The sequence below is a fragment of the Pseudanabaena yagii GIHE-NHR1 genome, assembly GCF_012863495.1.
Classification (GTDB): Bacteria; Cyanobacteriota; Cyanobacteriia; order Pseudanabaenales; family Pseudanabaenaceae; genus Pseudanabaena; species Pseudanabaena yagii.
In genome coordinates this window covers 3,224,187-3,239,871 of sequence record NZ_JAAVJL010000001.1, presented here as the reverse complement: position 1 = coordinate 3,239,871, position 15,685 = coordinate 3,224,187, and the positions used below count along the sequence as shown (strand labels likewise).

The 15,685-nt window shown below is 42.4% G+C and carries 13 protein-coding genes; 10 read left to right on the top strand and 3 right to left on the bottom strand.

The genetic code is table 11. From position 1 onward, the window contains the following. Positions 1-83: 83 nt before the first annotated feature. Entirely contained in the window at positions 84-1,778 is a 1,695-nt protein-coding gene (locus HC246_RS14795) for an NB-ARC domain-containing protein (RefSeq protein WP_169364046.1), read from the bottom strand. Between the two features lie 259 nt (positions 1,779-2,037). Between HC246_RS14795 and HC246_RS14790 the strand changes: the two genes are divergently transcribed. Both HC246_RS14790 and HC246_RS14785 read left to right on the top strand, forming a co-directional pair. Further along, complete coding sequence (locus HC246_RS14790; RefSeq protein ID WP_169364045.1) at positions 2,038-2,523, top strand: globin family protein; 486 nt, start codon at positions 2,038-2,040, stop codon at positions 2,521-2,523. A gap of 532 nt (positions 2,524-3,055) precedes the next feature. Beyond that, a complete protein-coding gene (locus HC246_RS14785) occupies positions 3,056-4,339 on the top strand; it encodes a glycoside hydrolase family 10 protein (RefSeq protein WP_169364044.1) in 1,284 nt (427 codons plus the stop codon). Positions 4,340-4,370: 31 nt separating this feature from the next. Here the strand turns inward: HC246_RS14785 and menH are convergent, their stop codons facing one another. Beyond that, a complete protein-coding gene (menH, locus tag HC246_RS14780; protein ID WP_169364043.1) occupies positions 4,371-5,216 on the bottom strand; it encodes a 2-succinyl-6-hydroxy-2,4-cyclohexadiene-1-carboxylate synthase in 846 nt (281 codons plus the stop codon). 9 nt (positions 5,217-5,225) lie between these two features. Here menH and HC246_RS14775 point away from each other — a divergent pair, with 9 nt between their 5' ends. The 7 genes from HC246_RS14775 to HC246_RS14745 all read left to right on the top strand — a co-directional run bounded on the left by HC246_RS14775 (position 5,226) and on the right by HC246_RS14745 (position 13,378). Then, the gene (locus HC246_RS14775) at positions 5,226-5,978 is read left to right on the top strand and encodes a leucine-rich repeat domain-containing protein (protein WP_169364042.1); all 753 of its coding nucleotides are present in this window, start codon (positions 5,226-5,228) and stop codon (positions 5,976-5,978) included. A gap of 323 nt (positions 5,979-6,301) precedes the next feature. Beyond that, on the top strand, positions 6,302-7,738 hold the full coding sequence (locus HC246_RS14770) for an AAA family ATPase (RefSeq protein WP_169364041.1): 1,437 nt from the start codon (positions 6,302-6,304) through the stop codon (positions 7,736-7,738). Beyond that, positions 7,735-8,523, top strand: a complete 789-nt coding sequence (locus tag HC246_RS14765; protein ID WP_169364040.1) for an HNH endonuclease family protein — start codon at positions 7,735-7,737, stop codon at positions 8,521-8,523. The genes HC246_RS14770 and HC246_RS14765 overlap by 4 nt, the downstream gene beginning before the upstream one ends. An 89-nt stretch (positions 8,524-8,612) precedes the next feature. Next, complete coding sequence (gene thrS, locus HC246_RS14760) at positions 8,613-10,448, top strand: threonine--tRNA ligase (protein ID WP_169364039.1); 1,836 nt, start codon at positions 8,613-8,615, stop codon at positions 10,446-10,448. 143 nt (positions 10,449-10,591) lie between these two features. After that, complete coding sequence (gene bioD / locus HC246_RS14755) at positions 10,592-11,296, top strand: dethiobiotin synthase (RefSeq protein WP_169364038.1); 705 nt, start codon at positions 10,592-10,594, stop codon at positions 11,294-11,296. A gap of 56 nt (positions 11,297-11,352) precedes the next feature. Beyond that, a complete protein-coding gene (locus HC246_RS14750) occupies positions 11,353-12,678 on the top strand; it encodes a PrsW family glutamic-type intramembrane protease (RefSeq protein WP_225902961.1) in 1,326 nt (441 codons plus the stop codon). 97 nt (positions 12,679-12,775) lie between these two features. Next, positions 12,776-13,378 carry a Uma2 family endonuclease gene (locus tag HC246_RS14745; RefSeq protein ID WP_211167716.1) on the top strand — a complete coding sequence of 201 codons (603 nt, stop codon included), beginning with the start codon at positions 12,776-12,778 and terminating at the stop codon, positions 13,376-13,378. On the opposite strand, the gene HC246_RS14740 is transcribed toward HC246_RS14745, so the two are convergent. Next, positions 13,373-14,290: a histone deacetylase family protein gene (locus HC246_RS14740; RefSeq protein ID WP_169364036.1), complete on the bottom strand. Its 918-nt coding sequence runs from the start codon at positions 14,288-14,290 to the stop codon at positions 13,373-13,375. The two genes, HC246_RS14745 and HC246_RS14740, sit on opposite strands and share 6 nt — an antisense overlap. A gap of 131 nt (positions 14,291-14,421) precedes the next feature. Here HC246_RS14740 and HC246_RS14735 point away from each other — a divergent pair, with 131 nt between their 5' ends. Further along, entirely contained in the window at positions 14,422-15,651 is a 1,230-nt protein-coding gene (locus tag HC246_RS14735) for a metallophosphoesterase family protein (protein WP_263972485.1), read from the top strand. Positions 15,652-15,685: the final 34 nt, after the last annotated feature.

The following is a 15,685-nucleotide window of genomic DNA, read 5'->3' as shown; positions in this document are numbered from 1 at the left end:
AGGTAATATATTAACTGGGGATTTTATCTTATAAATTAAGGCGATCGCTTATCTCTATTGATATTCAGCGAGATTGCCTATAACTACCACCATAAGCCGATTAGAGCGAGATTAACTTCGGTGTAACTTGTTCCTTCTGTTGGTTTCGTATGTTGATGACTAGCAAGTAACTCTCTTAGGGAATCTAGCTCAATATTGTTTTTGGCGATCGCTTTATTTAGTTTGTCTTTAATTGGTTTCAGAACAAGCCGAATCTGCATCGCCCGAATCGAGTCGGGGGCGCGATCTTCGACTAAAACGTGACTTTGCAATAAATTAATGGATTTAAGATTTTGCTGCATAGCGATCGCCGTAATCTCTTTATTTACCTCTTCCACAAATTGACGACTGACGTACTTTAAGACCACAGGCTCTAGCAAAAACATGACTTCTCCCTGTTCGCTGATTTTCTCGATTAGCGATCGCCACCGTAATGACTCAAGGGCATCAATTAGTTCTGAACCAGAGGCTTGTAAATTCATCTCTGAGCGCAAGGTAGAGAGAGAGACTGGACGATGCTTGATCGCTAGCCAATACAACACATCTTTTTCTAATTTTGAGAGGCGCTCAAACTGTTGATAAAGCAATGTGCGTAACACATCACCGAGCGCCAGAGCAGTCTGTTTGAGAAATTCTGAAACATTCCCATTAAAGAGTTCCTGAATTGTACCTGCCACAATTCGTAGTGCCGAAGGATTGCCGCGATATTGTTGAATCAGCGCATCTAATCCATTCTCAGAACCTTTAAAGCCTCTGGCTCTTAGCAACTCAAAGGCTCCTTGGCGCTGTAATCCATTCACTTTGTAATAGCGAATTGGTTGATCTTCCCCTTGGTGCATCGAGATTTCTTTGGGTTGTTCGCGCCCAATCAGGATTAAAGAACTTTGATGGCGTTCCGCCCCCACACGCTGCAACAATTCAGCATATAATTCACAACCTTGACGATAGGCTCCTACTAGTTCCCCATCTTGGAGGGTTGCCTCAAAGTCATCCAGCACAATTAAACAACGCTTCTGACGTAAAATCTCTAATAAATCGGAAATGCTACTACCTGTTTGCTGAGAATGATTGAGAAATTGCAGCAGATCAGAAATTAACTGAGCAGTGGGCTGTGCGCCTCGTAGCGATCGCCAAATTAGGCAATCAAACTGTGATTGAATATTTTCAACTAACTTCACCGCTAGGGCAGTCTTGCCAATGCCACCCATGCCACAAATTGCCAAGAGATGACAGCGATCGCGCACAAGCCACTGTTCTAATTTGGCAAGATCTTCAGTGCGTCCATAGAAAGTTGGTAGATTAGGCGCTTCACCCCAATCTGCTGAATTTTTGCCATTGACTGCTGGATCTTTTCCTAGATGCTCGTGAGATCCTTGATCAAGCTGCAAACTGCTAGTAGTACTATGCAGAGTTTGACGTTGAGTTTTATAACCTTTTGCCTCTAGCCATTCAGGGACTTTTTCCCAACGTAAAGTATTAATAGGCTGATCGGCGATCGCTTCTAGTGATCTATATAACCCCTTATTTAACTCCACCCGTAAAGCCCCCGAAGTCCATGCCAATTTAAAGGCAAGCTGCCCTGGGCGATAGCGACAGAGTAACCCCCGCAAACAAGCTTTTTCAAATGGTTTAATTTCCTTACCACTAGCAGCTTGTAAATCGGCATAGAGTCGATTTAGGTCCCAGTTTTGTGCCGCTTCTGGGAATAGCCCTTCAATGTGTTCGTTGTCAGATAACATGACAGGATATTGCGGCGAACGATCGCATAGATGTTTATCAATTTATCTGGATCGTAACAAAAAATCTGCGATCGCTAGACATAATGCTTAAAGTGGCGGATTGTTTCAAACTATTAGGCATATAAACTATACATAGCACTTTCTGGTTTTGGTCAAGATAAAGTTTTTCTTGCTGTGTGACGCAAACTAACTGGACGCGATCGCCTTAAACGTGCTATTTCACTCAATAAGCAAACATCACAAAAAGTATCGTTGAGCTATGTTAAGCAAACTGCAACAACTAGGAATAAACTCTGATGGACGCTATGCTAGCGATGATGAATTGCAGTTTATGGATACCTATATCAACTCTTTTGACGACAGAGTTAATGCTTATCACAGTATCAAAATGGTAGAGTCTCAGATCGTCGAAGCTGTGTTTACTAAGCTGCAAACATCTCATCCTCAATTGCTGGTACTTAAGGGCGAGGATATGAAAGTTAAATGGAAACAGGATACCTTAAGAGTATTGCGCCATTCAGCGATGACAGTTTTATTAGATGACCCTGATCTTTTGCGACAACAGTTTTTATATTGGTTTCAGACAATCATGCAGGCTTTTGGTGCTCAAGAAGCTTGTAATGTGACTTATTTAATTATGCAGGATGTGGTCAGACAGATTTTGCCGAAGCATATCGCTGATTTGCTATGCCCCATCTTGGAAATGAATCGCAGTTTATTAGGTCCTCAAACCAAAGAAACCTAATAAAAAACTTGTAGGCTGTGCGTATAACAGAGTTTTGTGGGTGTTGTATTTAATTGCATCAAGCTACTTATTCATTTCCCAAAAAGTAATGAATATACCCACTCTGTAAGTCACTTTATTATTGGCAAAATTAGCAAATTGCTTAACTATCAGCGCTTTGCACTTCTTTAAAACCCAGAGAAAATTTTGGAAATCTTGCTTTGCAAGATTTCCAAAATTTTCTCTGCACTACATAAAAACTAAACAGGCTATGTATAGATATGAACTAATTATCATCATAGAATTACAGTGAATTAAGAATTTTTGAAAGCGTGGCAAAGCCACGCTTTCAAAAATTCTATACAAACTTCAACAGATTTTATAGTAATGCTTGAGTTAGTTAGAACATGGAACTCAAAATATGAGTGCCTGCATAAATTCCACCACTCATATTTTGAGTTTGCTTACAATAGCGATACAAAGCTATACAATTATAATTGCAAAAGATTGAAGCCTAAATGTGAGGAGTTAGAGCTTACCTAGCTCATTTGTTATGGGGAAAATTAATTTTGTATTTTGGCGATCGCGATTACGCTTTCTGATTTTGACATTCTTAGGATTAGCGATCGCGTTAATGCTCAATTTTCCTTTTTGGGCGATCGCTCAAACTCCTGTTAGTAGTAACGCTCCTGCGAGTGATGCTGCGATTAACACAATTGAGCAACCAACAATTACTCCAATTCGACCCACCAATAACAACGAGTTGCGTGGCATCTGGCTCACTAATGTTGATAGTGATGTTTTATTTTCCAGACAACGCATTCAACAGGCAATTAACAGATTAAAGCGCTTAAAATTTAATACCCTTTATCCCACCGTTTGGAATGGGGGACATACCCTCTATCCTAGCAAGGTTGCAGAAAAAACCTTTGGCGTAGAGATTGATCCTAACCCTGACCTGCAAAACCGCGATATGCTCGCCGAGGTGATCGAATTGGGGCATGAGCAAAATTTTGCAGTCATTCCTTGGTTTGAATATGGATTAATGACTGAGGAAGGTTCGGAGTTGATGCGTCAACATCCTGACTGGGTTAGCAACCGCAAAGATGGCTCTCAAGTTTTCGTTCATGGCGAAAATAACGAGCATCGACTGGTTTGGCTTACCCCTGCCCATCCTGAAGTCCAAAAATTTCTGACAGATCTCATTGTGGAAGTCGTCAAAAAATATGACTTAGATGGTATTCAACTAGACGATCATTTTGGTATGCCATCAGAGCTTGGCTACGATCCTTATACGGTCGCTTTATATAAAAAAGAGCATTTCGGTAGGTTGCCATCTGATGATTTTCAAGATCCTGAATGGATGAAATGGCGGGCTAGTAAGCTCAGCAACTTAATGCAAAAGATCGCTAAAGCTGTGAGAGCAGTCAAGCCTAACTGTCTAATTTCTTTATCTCCTAATCCTAAGGATTTTTCCTATAAAAAGTACCTCCAAGATTGGTATAGCTGGGTTTATTTAGGATTGGTGGATGAGTTAGTTGTCCAGCTATATCGAGATAATATCGAAAACTTTACGAGGGAGTTAGAACGTCCTGAATGGCAGGAAATCCGCCAAAAAGTTCCTGTTGCTGTGGGAATTTTGACAGGTTTAAGAATTCAAAATGTCGATATGCGTCAAATTAAGGGACAGGTCAAGGTTGCTCGTGAGATGTCCTTTGATGGGTTTTCCTTTTTCTTCTATGAAACACTAGGCAATCGTGACGCATCTTTTGAATCACTCTTTTTTGCACCTGCAACTCGTCCAGACATAAAAAGTATCGCTTCTGCAAGAAGCTAACTCAAAATAAAGGCGGCGCAATGCGCCGCCTTTATTTTGAGAAAAAAGCTTGAATCTTTTCGACAAACAATTCGGTATTCTCAAAATGGATATTGTGTCCGCAGTTAGGCACAATTTCTAACTGGGAACCTTTGGTTAGTTGTTCCATTTGTTGATTGATTTTGACAAACTTAGGATCTAACTCTCCTGCTAGCAAAAGTAAGGGAATTTCGATTTTAGGCAGATCCTCCCATAATGATGGTTGCATCCCTGTACTAAGATTGCGTAGAGATTTAGATAATTGAGACGGTGAGTTATTGAGCCGTTGTTCTAATAATTCGGGAAAATGGGGATGCGATCGCAGCGAGGCAAAAATAGGCTGTTGATACCAATATTCTAGAAATTGCCTAAAATCACCACTTTCTAATTTAGCGGCGAGTTGCTGATCTTTAGCTAAGCGATCGCTCCTTTCAGTATCCGTGCTTAAACCTGCGGAGGCTGATTCTAAAACTACTTTATGAAAATATTGCGGAAAATGAATGGTTAGATATAAAGCCAACCTGCCGCCCATCGAGTAACCTATTAAGAAACAGCAATCTAAGCGAAGAAAATCCAAAAATTCAATGACAAGATAAGCGCTGGCTTGTATTGTGTAGTAATGCTCTTGTTTGGTAACGATAACTGCATCTTGAGGGGCTTGATCGATTAAGTGTGTCTGTCCATGTCCCATTAGATCGATCGCCACACAATAAAACTGTTTAGACAACCCCGCGATCGCTTGTTTAAACTCATGGCAATCACCCATAAATCCATGCAAAAACAAAATTGCTGGATGTCTGGGATCTCCCTCTGCGTAGTATGTAACCCCACAGTTACCAATTTGTACTCTGCGTACCATAATCCCACAATGAACGAACAGGTTATCCTTGAGACAATTGAGATGGCTAGAGTTGCAGAATCCAACTCTCTCTACCTTAGTGAACTGCAAATGACCGCAGTTCCCGAAGCAATTGGGAAATTAGCCGACTTGGTTTGGCTTTATTTGAGCGAAAATCAATTGACAACGCTTCCCGATGCGATCGCGAATTTACATCATCTAACTTGGCTACATTTGGAATGCAATCAGTTGACTAAAATTCCTGATGCGGTCATGTATCTCAAAAATTTGACGGTACTCAATCTAGCAGAAAATCGCATCTCGCAATTACCGCCCGAAATCAAATATTTATCTAATCTTGTAAGACTAGATATTAGTAATAATGCACTCACGGATTTGCCATCAGAGATGGGAATGCTGAAGTTCTTAACATGGCTCGATCTCTGTGAAAACCAACTCGCTAGTTTGCCTATAGAAATTGGTAATCTCAAGAGCTTAACGGAACTTGATTTACGCAAAAACCAACTCACCAGTTTACCCGAAGAAATTGGTAATCTCACCAATTTGACCGATCTCTATCTTGGGAATAATCAACTAACTTCTATTCCTGCGGAAATTGGGAATCTCACGAATATAACCGAACTCGATTTGTCCTACAATCAGCTTACGAGTTTGCCCCCAGAAATTGCGAACCTCCAGAATTTAGTAAGACTGGATATTCGAGGTAATGCCATTGATGTGACTTCTTTAAGCAATTTGCAATATGGCATGATTTTGCTCTAAGGGACTTGCTATTAATTAAAGTAACTGTGGCTTCGACTCCGCTCAGCCAACGTTAGCTGAGCGAAGTCGAAGCTAGATAACTTTGGTGGGACATTTTTTATCCGCAAGTCCCTAATTGTAGGCATTGGTCAGCTAAATCGCGATCGCCATGTTTGCATCTTTTTTATTAGCATGAAATATGCATTTCAGAACTCATCCCAACATTAGCTAACCAATGCCCAAAATCATTCTTTTCAATCATCATTTTCTGCTAGATCGAGCATCTGTTAGTATAACAATATCTAGATAGTTAGCTCGCGCATCGGGTTTCTCGCCCCAAAGTTATGACTAATCAGCCCAAGAAAGCTACAACCAGACGTAAATCTACGGCATCAAAAAATGAAGATCCTCCAGTATATTTACTTTCCATGGAAGTAGAAGATCTCCTGTGCTTCAAGGAACGACAAACGTTAAATTTATCGAATAAAGATGGTCATCCCGCACAGTGGACAGTAATTTTAGGAAATAATGGAGTTGGGAAAACGACGCTATTACGTTGCTTAGCTGGTATGGAAATGAGACCAGAATCATATGAGCATTCAATTGCAATAGATGGAGTAGAAAAATTTAAACAAGTAGAAATAGACTTTGAGCCTATGCTTTGGCAGTCTTATAACTTTGAAGAAATCTGGGAAGAGATAGGAATTGCCATACATGAATCATATAGAGGTGCAACAATTCCTGCAATTAATGTTAGTTATGCTAGCAATATCACTCTTAATTCTTTTAAGATAGTTAAAAATCTTGAATTCCAAAAAGATTATGTTTCAGTTATTGTTGATTCTGAATGTGAAAAATCTAGAGGGGAATTCAAAGGTGCAATCTGCTATGGCTATGGAGCAACAAGGAAAATGGGAGGGACTTCTCTAAGCGATAGTAATAACTCTGACAATTCAGCTAGTCTTTTTTCTGATGATGCTTTACTTATTAATGCAGAAGAATGGTTACTAAAAACTGATTATGCGGTTAAATCATCTTCTTCTGGCAAAAGAAAAACTCATCTAAAAAAGCGACTTAAACAGATTGTCGAAATTCTAAAACAAATTTTGCCAGATATACAAGACATCCGTATTGAGATAGATGAATATCAAGATATTCCTACAGCAAAATTTTTAACACCTTTTGGATGGGTACGTTTATCTAGTTTAGGCTTAGGCTATCGCACGACAATCTCTTGGATGGTTGATCTAGCCGTAAGACTATTTGAGCGTTATCCTGATAGCGAAGATCCACTTGCCGAACCAGCAATTGTTTTGGTTGATGAGATTGACTTGCATATGCATCCAAAATGGCAAAGGGATATCATGCAATTTCTGACCGATCGCTTCCCAAATACGCAATTTATTGTTACCGCCCATAGTCCACTAGTAGTTCAAGCTGCACAGGATGCCAATATTGTTTTGTTAAGACGAGAAGGCGATCAAGTTAAAATAATCAATAATCCAGAAATTATCGACAATTGGCGAGTTGATCAAGTGCTGACCAGTGTTTTTGAAATGCCATCAGCAAGACCTGCGAAAATTGAGCCTTTACTACAACGCCGCAAAGAACTCCTCACCAAAGCAAAACTGACTGCAAGCGATCGCGCTGAATTAAAAGAATTAGAAGCACAAATCGGAACTTTGCCCACTGCTGAAACTTCCGAAGACATCAAAGCTATGGACATCATCCGTCGTGCTGCCAAATTATTAGACAAACCTGTGACGGAGGCAGTTGAGTGATTCGGATTCACAAACCCAAAACAGCACCTAAGAAACTAACCACAGACGGCAAACAAAAATGTAAATCTCATTGTGATGCATATTCTCTCAATCCATCCGCCTATGAAACCAACCAAGAAAAATTTAATTTTGCCAGTTCCATCTATGCCCATGAAAGCGTCAAAGAAGCCCTAATCAAAGCACAGCATCAGAAATGTTGCTTCTGCGAAAGGATCATTGGTAAAAATGGCGATGTAGAGCATTTTCGCCCTAAAGGAGCATATCGACAGGCACAAGGCGAACCCTTAAAGTATCCAGCTTACTACTGGTTAGCCTATCAATGGGAAAACCTTTATCTCTCCTGTTCATACTGCAATTCAAGACACAAGAAGAATCTATTTCCTCTACAAGACCCCAATAAACGGGCAACCAATCATAACCAACGGATTACCAAAGAAATCCCCTTATTTATCGATTGTGGGAAAGAGAATCCTGAAGAATTTATCGGTTTTCGGGCTGAGTATGCCTATGCAATTGACGGAAATAAAAGGGGACAAATTACGATTGATTATTTAGATCTTAACTCGGAAGATCTAGTTGAATCTAGGCGACAGAAGCTGAATGATTTACGTGAACTAAACAAAATTTTAGTTTCAGCTATTGAAAATCCCCATAATCAAAAACTACAAGAGCTAGCCGATGAAATAAAAGTCCATCTAGAGTCATCTCTTGCAGATAGTGCATTGTTTGCGGCGGCGGCTCGTTGTGCAATTAATGCGAAATTTCAGGAATCAGATCTAATTTAAGCCTCTAATGCAATAAAAAAGCTAAGATGTTAGACTCTAAGTAAAATTTTTGTAACTCTTGTAATCAATAAAGGTCACGACATCAAGTTATGGATGCAGTTGCAGTAAAGCCCAGCGAAAGCAAACCTAGTGATATTAAACCTAGTGATATCCTGCGGCAAGCCGATACCGAAAAACTAGCGCGGATTCGCCACACTTGCTCCCATGTGATGGCAATGGCAGTCCAGAAGTTATATCCCGATGCGAAGGTGACGATCGGTCCTGCAACTGAAAATGGCTTTTATTACGACTTCGATCGCAAAGAGCCTTTTGCTCCTAGTGACTTAAAAGCGATCGCTAAGGAAATGAAACGGATCATCAAGTGGAATCAACCCCTTGTGCGTCAGGAATTGCCTCGTCCTGAGATGCTAGCGGAAATCGAAAAACTCAATGAGCCTTACAAAATTGAGTTGCTAGCTGCGATTCCCGAAGGGCAAAATATTAGCCGCTATTTCATCGGTGATCCAGAGAAATTTGAAAAGCAACCTTGGTGGGACTTGTGCGCGGGTCCTCACCTCGAAAGTACTGGCGATATTCATCCCGATGCTTTTGCACTCGAAAGCATTGCAGGTGCATATTGGCGTGGAGATGAAAAGAATCCGATGCTGCAACGGATCTACGGCACGGCATGGGAAAACCCTGAGCAACTTCAGGCTTACCATGCCATGCTCGAAGAAGCAAAACGTCGCGATCACCGCACCATCGGTAAAGATTTGCAACTATTCAGCATTCAAGAAGATGCTGGTGGTGGTTTGGTGTTCTGGCATCCTAAAGGCGCGATTATCCGTAACACCATCGAAACCTTCTGGAAAGAGACCCATGCTCAGAATGGCTATGAGGCGGTAACTACGCCCCATATGGCAAACTTGGATTTATGGAAAATCTCAGGACATAACGACTTCTATCGCGAAAGTATGTTTCAGCCGATGGAAGTGGAACATCAGGTTTATCAGCTAAAGCCGATGAACTGTCCTTTCCATGTGCTGATTTACAAAGATACGCTCCATTCCTATAAAGAGTTCCCCATTCGCTACGCCGAGCTTGGAACGGTCTATCGTTACGAGCGCTCTGGAACGATGCACGGATTGATGCGCGTGCGCGGCTTTACCCAAGATGATGCTCACATTTTCTGCACCGAAGAACAAATTGAATCGGAAATCCTCGGTGTTCTCAATCTTGCGGAATTGATTCTCTCCACCTTTGGTTTTGAGAACTATGAGATCAATCTTTCCACCCGTCCTGAAAAATATGTCGGTTCCGATGCAATCTGGGAAAAATCTACGGAAGCTCTCAAACAAGCGCTCAATCATAAGGGTTGGAACTATGTCGTTGATGAAGGTGGCGGCGCATTTTACGGTCCAAAAATTGATATCAAGATCGAAGATGCGATCGGTCGCCGTTGGCAATGTTCAACGATTCAGCTAGATTTCAATTTGCCCGATCGCTTCAAGATGGAGTATGTCGGTGAAGATGGTGTGCGCCATCAACCAATCATGATTCACCGTGCTTTGTTTGGTTCCGTTGAGCGCTTCATAGGTGTCTTGATTGAGAACTATGCAGGGGATTTCCCCCTCTGGTTAGCACCTGTCCAAGCTAAGCTCATTGCCGTCTCCGACAGTCAAATGGCATATGCTGAGGAAGTTGCAACCAAGATGAAAGCCGCAGGTTTGCGTGTCCAGCTAGACTATAGCGGCGATCGCATGGCTAAGCAAATCCGTAAAGCCGAACTGGAGAAAGTGCCTGTAATGGCAGTGATCGGTGCAAAGGAAGTTGAAGCAGGAACCTTGAGTATCCGTAGCCGTAAAAATGGTGAGCTTGGTGCAATCTCTGTCAATGAAGCCATTAGCAAGATGAAATCTGCCATTAGCGATCGTACTTGGTTCTAGGTTTTACCCCTCCCTAGCCCTCAAGAAAAAATCTTTACCTCCCCCTTTCAAGGGGGGACAGAGGGGGGGAAATCTGGATCAAAATTCTCAAAAAGGGGCTTATGCCCCTTTTTCAATATTCAAAAACTTGAACTTCTAACATAATGACGAAACCTTTATTGATTGTTGGTAGTGATACGGGTGTGGGTAAGACTGTGTTAACCGCAGCCCTAGCCGCCTATTGGTTAACCTATCGCGATCGCAATTTTTCCCAGAATACCCCCAGTACATCCCTCGGAATTTATAAGCCTTTGCAATCGGGAGAAGGCGATCGCGAATTTTATAATCAAACTTTTTCCCTATCGCAAACCCTTGCGGAGATTACACCCCTATATTTTGAGACTCCCATTGCCCCTGCGATCGCTGCTTATAAGGAAGGGAAAGCGATCGATTTAGGACTAATTTGGCAACAGTTCCAGAAATTGCAACAGCAAAAGGAATGTTTGCTAGTGGAAGCAATGGGTGGATTAGGTTCGCCAATTACTGATGAGTATATTGTGGCGGATTTGGCGCGAGATTGGCATCTGGATGCGATCTTAGTTGTGCCTGTGCGATTGGGTGCAATTTCTCAAGCGATCGCAAATGTTGCTCTAGCAACTTTGCAGAAGGTGAAGTTGCGCGGAATTGTTCTGAGTTGCTCACAAACCTACACAGAGGAAGAAATCGAGCAACTTGCGCCACCCCAGATGATTTCCCGACTGACTTCAGTTCCTGTATTGGGGATACTGCCCTATATTGAGAATCTCAGCGATATTTCCCAACTTGCCCATGCTGCTTCCGATTTAGATATAGAAAGAATTCTAATTTAGTGCTTATGTGAACCTCGCGAAGCGAGGTTCACATTTAGTAAGGGTATCCTGTGGCGATGACCTGCACTAATGATATAAATGAAGCTATGTATGATCGCCTTACCTCAATCGCCTTTCTCAAAGAAATTTCAGCCGATCGCCAAGGCTTTGATCGGGCTGAAATCGTGGCGACTTTAGGCGATCGCATCATTACCCTAGGGCGCGATCCTAATTGTGACATCGCGATCAATATCAATCTTTATGGAGCAGTTTCCCGTCGCCATGCGGAGATTCGCCCCATAGCTAATAAAAATTTTCAGGGTTGGGAAATTTGCGATCTCGATAGCGCCAATGGCACATTTATCAACGATCGCCGCCTATATGGCTGTTACGCTCTGCAACATGGCGATCGCATCCAGTTAACCAAAGATGGTCCCCAATTTATCTTTGAGCTAGAGTCTAGCCCTGATACCACGGTGGGTACAGACTATAGTCGTCGTCCGCGATCGCAAATTACGAGCATTACGCTGACAAAACTATTGCCAATTTTCTCAACAGGGAACGATCTATGGAAAAAAGCCTATCTCCTTCCGGGGATGGCAACGGTCGGATTTGTGGTGATGATGTTTGCTTTTTTGGGGCAGCCGCAATTATTTAATCTCACAATTTCTGTCTATATCAGCCTCGCCGCCTATTATTTTGTCTATCAACTTTGCGGCAAGAATAAGCCTTGGTGGATAATTTTAGGCGCAGCGATATTTACCGCAATAATTCTCAGAAGCCCCATTTTAAATCTGTTTCTCTGGTTCTTCTATAAAGTCCTCCCCGGAACTGCGCCGACGGGACAGGTGAGTTTTGTCAGTGTTTTGATTTCCATGTTTTTTGGGGCAGGGATGATGGAGGAATTGCTCAAGGCATTACCTGTGTTTTCGCTCTGGTTTATGGGTTTGCGATTGGGCAAGAAATGGCGATCACGTATTGGTATTAGCGAACCTTTGGATGGCATCTTAATTGGCGCAGCTTCCGCAGTTGGCTTTACCTTAACCGAAACTCTCGGTTTATATGTTCCCAGTATTGTCCAGAGTGTAGCGAATCAAGCGCTTAGCCCTGAGATTGCCGAACTGACGGGTTTACAGCTATTAATTCCCCGCGTGCTTGGTTCCGTAGCAGGACATATGGCATATAGCGGCTATTTCGGCTATTTCATCGGTTTAAGCGTAATGAAACCTTCGCTCCGTTGGCAAATTCTCACAATTGGATATCTCAGTTCCGCTTTGCTTCATGCCCTATGGAATACCAGTGCCTTAGTCAGTTTTTGGCTATTGGCGATCGTCGGCGGTGTTTCCTATGCCTTTCTCGTTGCGGCGATCCTCAAAGCCCATAGTTTTTCTTCTAGAGTTTAAAAATAGGCTTCGACTGCGCTCAGCCAACTTGCTTGATGTGAGGTTGTGCTATAGTTTCACTTATATTTGCGATAGTCACTATTATCCTTACAATATCGTGATTGCTCAAGAATCAACGAAACCTATAGAAATAGATCAGCCCAAAACGGAAGCTCAACACTTTGTTTTTCCGAATAGATACTCATGGAAAGAATTTAAGACACTTTCGGCTTTAATCGGTGATTCACGTAATATCCATCTCAACTATCTTGATGGTACTATCGAGATTATGACCACATCTGCTGCCCATGAAATCATCGTGCATTTACTCTCGATGTTGTTGGGAATTTACTTTGCAGAAATGGATATCGATTTTATTCCTACGGGTAGCGCTACGTTGGAATCAGAAGCTAAAGGCGCAAGTGTAGAGCCAGATTTGTCTTTTTGCTTTGGTAATAAAGTGAGCGATCGCGATTTGGCAATTGAAGTGATTTTTACCAGTGGTAATGTCGCCAAATTAGAGCGTTACCGTCGCTTTAACACCAAGGAAGTATGGTTTTGGGAAGATGGCAAATTTTCTCTCTATCGGTTACGTGACAATGGCTATGAGGCGATTGCCCAAAGTGAATGTTTACCCCAGCTTGATTTGGAATTACTTGCCCGTTGTTTACTGATGGCAGAACCAAAATCAGCACTCAAAGCATTTCGGCAAGGGCTATAGTCGATATTGGCGATAAACATCACTGGCGGCGCGATGTAGAAGAGAATGTCGATAAACTAGCGATCGCATATCTTCGCAGTAACCACCACCAATCACACAGGCAACAGGGAAACCTTGGGACACACAGGTACTTAAAACCTGCATATCGCGCCGATAGAGTCCCGAATCCGTAAGTGCTAATTTGCCTAAGCGATCGCCTATATGTGGATCTACTCCTGCATCATAGAGAACCAGATCAGGCTGAATTTCACTCAGTAAATCGGGTAAATGATTGGCAAGGGTGCGTAAATAAGCATCATCTTCCATCCCTTCAGGTAAGGGAACATCGCGATCGCTAATTTGTTTAACGGAAGGGAAGTTAATCTGGCAATGCATAGAAAAAGTGAATACATTCGGCTCATCCTGAAAAATGAGCGCCGTGCCATCACCTTGATGCACATCCAAATCGACAATTAATATCTTTTTGACTAGCCCCTCATTGAGCAATACTCGCGAAGCGATCGCCAGATCATTAAAGATACAAAAGCCTGAACCATAATTCGCAAATGCGTGATGAGTTCCCCCTGCGGTGTTGCAGGCTAAACCATGAGCTAATGCTAATCTGGCAGTTAATAATGTGCCACCAACAGCAATCCTCGTCCGATAGGCAAGTTCATAACTCCAAGGTAAACCGATACGGCGTTGGGCTTTGTGGTCGAGTGTGCCTTGCCAGTATGCCTCGACATATTGGCGATCGTGGACTGAGGCGATGATTTCTAAATCTGGTAATTCTGGTCGAAAAAAGTGCTCGGGTCGGGCGACTCCATCAGCAATGAGCATCTCGTAAAGCAAGCGAAATTTCTCCATCGGGAAGCGATGGGTATTAGCGATCGGTGCGACGTAGTTGGGATGATAGACAAAAGGTAAATCCATTGATTTTGTATTTATTTGGTCTCTAGAATCCCTATCAAACTGCTTACTCCAGCAATTACCGATCAAACAAACCAAGAAGAATTTTGAAAGCGTTGCAAAGCAACGCTTTCAAAATTCTTCTTGGTTTAGGTTTGAGAACAAAGCACTGTAAATCGGCAAGGGCTGCACTCGATATCCGCGATCACTATAAACGCTATAAAATATTGCTGCAAGTAGATATTTTATTTCCTATGGCAATCAAACGGCGGCAGTTATTGATATTAGGTGGATTAGCAATTGGTGGTGGCGTTGGTGGTGCGGCAGTTTCAGGAATCTTGAGTCGTAAACCTGAAGCGATCACCCCCGCAGATCCTAAAGCAACTACAGCCAATAATCCTAAACCCGCCAAATCAACTGTAGCGCGATCGCCAAATCCTGCACCTAAAGGACTATATGCCCCTGCGCGAGGCGATGTGCGAATCGTCCTGATTAGCGATCTTAATAGTGCCTATGGCTCTACTGACTATATTGATCAGGTCAAACAGGCGATCGTCTTTGTGCCAGCTTGGGAACCAGACTTAGTATTATGTGGCGGCGATATGGTGGCAGGGCAAGACAATAGTCTCAAACCTTCGGAAATAGAAGCTATGTGGCAAGGCTTTGATAAACATATTGCTGCGCCAATTCGTAAAGCGAAACTTCCCTTTGGATTTACGATTGGGAATCATGACGCATCGGGTTCATCCTTTGGAGGGAAGTCAACCTTTGAGAACGATCGCAATGCTGTGCTTAAATATTGGCAAGATCCCAAGCATGATGCGAATTTGAACTTTGTCGATCGCGCAGGATTTCCCTTCTACTATACATTTACCCAAAATGATATTTTCTTTTTAACTTGGGATGCCTCCACCTCAGAGATTCCATCGGATCAGTTGAAATGGGCAGAAAAAAGTCTCGCGAGTGAAGCTGCTCAAAAAGCGAAGTTACGCATTGCGATCGGGCATTTACCCCTCTATGCGGTTGCTAAGGGACGTGAGACACCAGGTAATTATCTAGATGATGCCGATCGCTTAAGAGCTTTGTTTGAGAAATACAACGTTCACACCTACATTAGTGGACATGATCACGCCTATTATCCTGCCCATAAAGGGAAATTGGAGCTTCTGAATGCAGGTGTTTTAGGCGATGGACCTCGCCGCCTTTTGAGTGGTGACATTACCCCAAATCGGACTGTTTCCGTCATCGATATTAAGCTAGAAACTGCGGAAACGATCTATACAACCTACGATATGGATACGCTCAAGGTTATCGATCAGAGTACTTTACCTCGCTACATTGATGCGCCTAACGGTCGCATTACCCGCCGTGATATCAAGATCTAACAAAATAAGCACTTCGTGCTTATTTTGTTAAAAA

What these genes read in the sequence shown, in the direction of transcription:
- HC246_RS14795 (WP_169364046.1), bottom strand. Translation starts at nt 1,778, where the DNA reads ATGTTATCTGACAACGAACACATTGAAGGGCTATTCCCAGAAGCGGCA.
- HC246_RS14790 (WP_169364045.1), top strand. Translation starts at nt 2,038, where the DNA reads ATGTTAAGCAAACTGCAACAACTAGGAATAAACTCTGATGGACGCTAT.
- HC246_RS14785 (WP_169364044.1), top strand. Translation starts at nt 3,056, where the DNA reads ATGGGGAAAATTAATTTTGTATTTTGGCGATCGCGATTACGCTTTCTG.
- menH (WP_169364043.1), bottom strand. Translation starts at nt 5,216, where the DNA reads ATGGTACGCAGAGTACAAATTGGTAACTGTGGGGTTACATACTACGCA.
- HC246_RS14775 (WP_169364042.1), top strand. Translation starts at nt 5,226, where the DNA reads ATGAACGAACAGGTTATCCTTGAGACAATTGAGATGGCTAGAGTTGCA.
- HC246_RS14770 (WP_169364041.1), top strand. Translation starts at nt 6,302, where the DNA reads ATGACTAATCAGCCCAAGAAAGCTACAACCAGACGTAAATCTACGGCA.
- thrS (WP_169364039.1), top strand. Translation starts at nt 8,613, where the DNA reads ATGGATGCAGTTGCAGTAAAGCCCAGCGAAAGCAAACCTAGTGATATT.
- bioD (WP_169364038.1), top strand. Translation starts at nt 10,592, where the DNA reads ATGACGAAACCTTTATTGATTGTTGGTAGTGATACGGGTGTGGGTAAG.
- HC246_RS14750 (WP_225902961.1), top strand. Translation starts at nt 11,353, where the DNA reads ATGACCTGCACTAATGATATAAATGAAGCTATGTATGATCGCCTTACC.
- HC246_RS14740 (WP_169364036.1), bottom strand. Translation starts at nt 14,290, where the DNA reads ATGGATTTACCTTTTGTCTATCATCCCAACTACGTCGCACCGATCGCT.